Annotated in this window: 3 protein-coding genes; all 3 read left to right on the top strand. The window is 48.2% G+C overall.

Annotated elements, in window-relative coordinates:
- A partial coding sequence (locus tag BIZ37_RS29965) for a PTS lactose/cellobiose transporter subunit IIA (protein WP_187464647.1) occupies positions 1-281 on the top strand: 281 nt, incomplete at its 5' end.
- A 9-nt stretch (positions 282-290) separates the two neighbouring features.
- Positions 291-1,598, top strand: a complete 1,308-nt coding sequence (locus tag BIZ37_RS29960) for a 6-phospho-beta-glucosidase (protein WP_222939899.1) — start codon at positions 291-293, stop codon at positions 1,596-1,598.
- A 64-nt stretch (positions 1,599-1,662) separates the two neighbouring features.
- Positions 1,663-2,077 (top strand): ChbG/HpnK family deacetylase (locus BIZ37_RS29955; protein ID WP_187464646.1); only part of this gene is annotated, 415 nt, incomplete at its 3' end.

Here is a 2,077-nt window from a genome sequence, read left to right as displayed (position 1 = left end):
TCGTCAATGCCGGTGAAGCCAGAAGCTTATGTTTTGAAGCATTGGCCAAAGCGCGCAAGCATGAGGTGCTGGCGGCCAAGGGCTTGCTTAAACAAGCAAAAGAGTGCCTCAATCGCGCCCACTTGATCCAGACCCGGTTGATTGAAGCCGATCAGGGGGAGGGTAAAGTAAAAATGACCTTGGTGATGGTACATGCCCAAGATCATCTGATGACGACCATCCTTGCCCATGAGTTGGCAACAGAAATGGTTGCGATGCATGAAAGGTTGCTTGAAAAATAAGGACGGATTATGACCCAATCTCTTAAATTGGCCATTATTGGTGGTGGTAGCAGCTATACGCCAGAGCTTGTCGAAGGGGTACTCAAGCGACTCGGCAAACTCCCTGTAAAGGAAATGCACTTTGTCGATATTGAGGCGGGAAGGGAAAAGCTAGAGGTTATTGCAGGGCTTACTCGGCGGATGGTGGAAAAAGCCGGTGCTGACATTGAGATCAAGGCATCACTGGATCGCCGGGCTGCGATTAAAAATGCTGATTTTATTATGACCCAATTCCGGGTTGGTGGTTTACAGGCAAGGGCAAACGATGAACGTATTCCTATTGAATATGATGTGATTGGCCAGGAGACGACAGGCCCCGGAGGTTTTGCCAAAGCGCTGCGCACCATTCCAGTCATCTTGGATATTTGCAAGGATATTGAGGAATTAGCGCCTAATGCGTGGATGCTGAACTTCACGAATCCTGCAGGGCTTGTGACAGAAGCTATCCAGAAATATACCCGCGTTAAATCCATTGGCTTATGTAATGTGCCCGTATCGATGCAGATGATGATTGCTGAGATGATGGCATGCCCACCGGAGAAGCTCTCGCTCGAGTTTATTGGTTTGAACCACCTTGTTTGGGCCTACAGAGCATGGGTAGATGGTCAAGATGTGACGGCTGAAGTGTTGAAGAAAGTTGGTGACGGCCAGAACTTCAGTATGAATAACATCTTTGAGGAACCTTGGGACCCTGACTTTCTCAATGAGTTAGGTGCCATTCCTTGTCCTTACCATCGTTACTTCTACCAAGTGGATGCGATGCTAGCTGAAGAAAAGGAATCTGCAAATGAGGGTGGTACACGGGCTGAGCAGGTAATGAAAACCGAAGCTGAGCTCTTCGAGTTATATCGCGATCCCAGTCTTGCGGATAAGCCCAAACAGCTTGAAATGCGCGGTGGAGCCTACTATTCGGATGCCTCTTTGAACTTGGTCGATGCAATTTATAACGATCGTAAAACGATCCATGTCGTCAATGTGGCGAACAATGGCACGATTTCAAGTTTGCCCAATGATGCGGTTATTGAATGCAGCGCTGTTGTGGGGAGTTGGGGGGTAAGACCTTTGGCTGTCGGTTCGTTAAGTCCTGCCATCACCGGCTTGATCCATCAGGTTAAGGCGTATGAACAGCTTACGATTGAGGCTGCTGTTGAAGGGAGTTACAGCAAGGCTTTAATCGCCTTGTCGAGTAACCCGTTAGTGCCAGATATTACCCGTGCTAAAGCTATTCTTGAGGACATCCTGCGTACAAATCATGATTATCTGCCCAGTTTTGCTTAATTGATTATGAGGATTGCGGCAGAGAGGGCTGAGCTCTTTGCCGCCAAGTGTAAAGAGGGATCTTATGCATGTAATTTTCAATGCGGACGACTTTGGTTTGACCCCGGGTATTAACTTGGGGATCGGGCAAGCTTGCCAATATGGAGTGGTCCGTTCAACAACAATGATGGTGGGGATGGCGGCAGAGCAACATGCCTTGCAGCTTGCATCAAATCAGCCATCGCTAGCGGTGGGGTTGCATCTACGGTTTACTGCGGGAACGCCTTTAACTCCAGCGACCTCGGTTGTCGGCAATGATGGTTTTTTTTTAGCCAAAGAGACTTTCTGGCAAACGCAAATATTCAAAGAGCAAGAAATTGCTGATGAGGTCATTGCACAGGTTGAGCGTTTCTTGGCTACCGGGCTGCCACTTAGCCATATAGATAGCCACCACCATGCACATATGCACCCTAAATTATTGCCTGTTATTGAAGAGGTTG

The organism is Photobacterium sp. BZF1, assembly GCF_014349205.1.
Classification (GTDB): Bacteria; Pseudomonadota; Gammaproteobacteria; order Enterobacterales; family Vibrionaceae; genus Photobacterium.
The sequence above is the reverse complement of the archived record's forward strand: the minus strand, read 5'-3'. Positions and strand labels throughout refer to the sequence as shown.

Coding starts and splice junctions, on each gene's coding strand:
- BIZ37_RS29960 (WP_222939899.1), top strand. CDS start 291: ATGACCCAATCTCTTAAATTGGCCATTATTGGTGGTGGTAGCAGCTAT.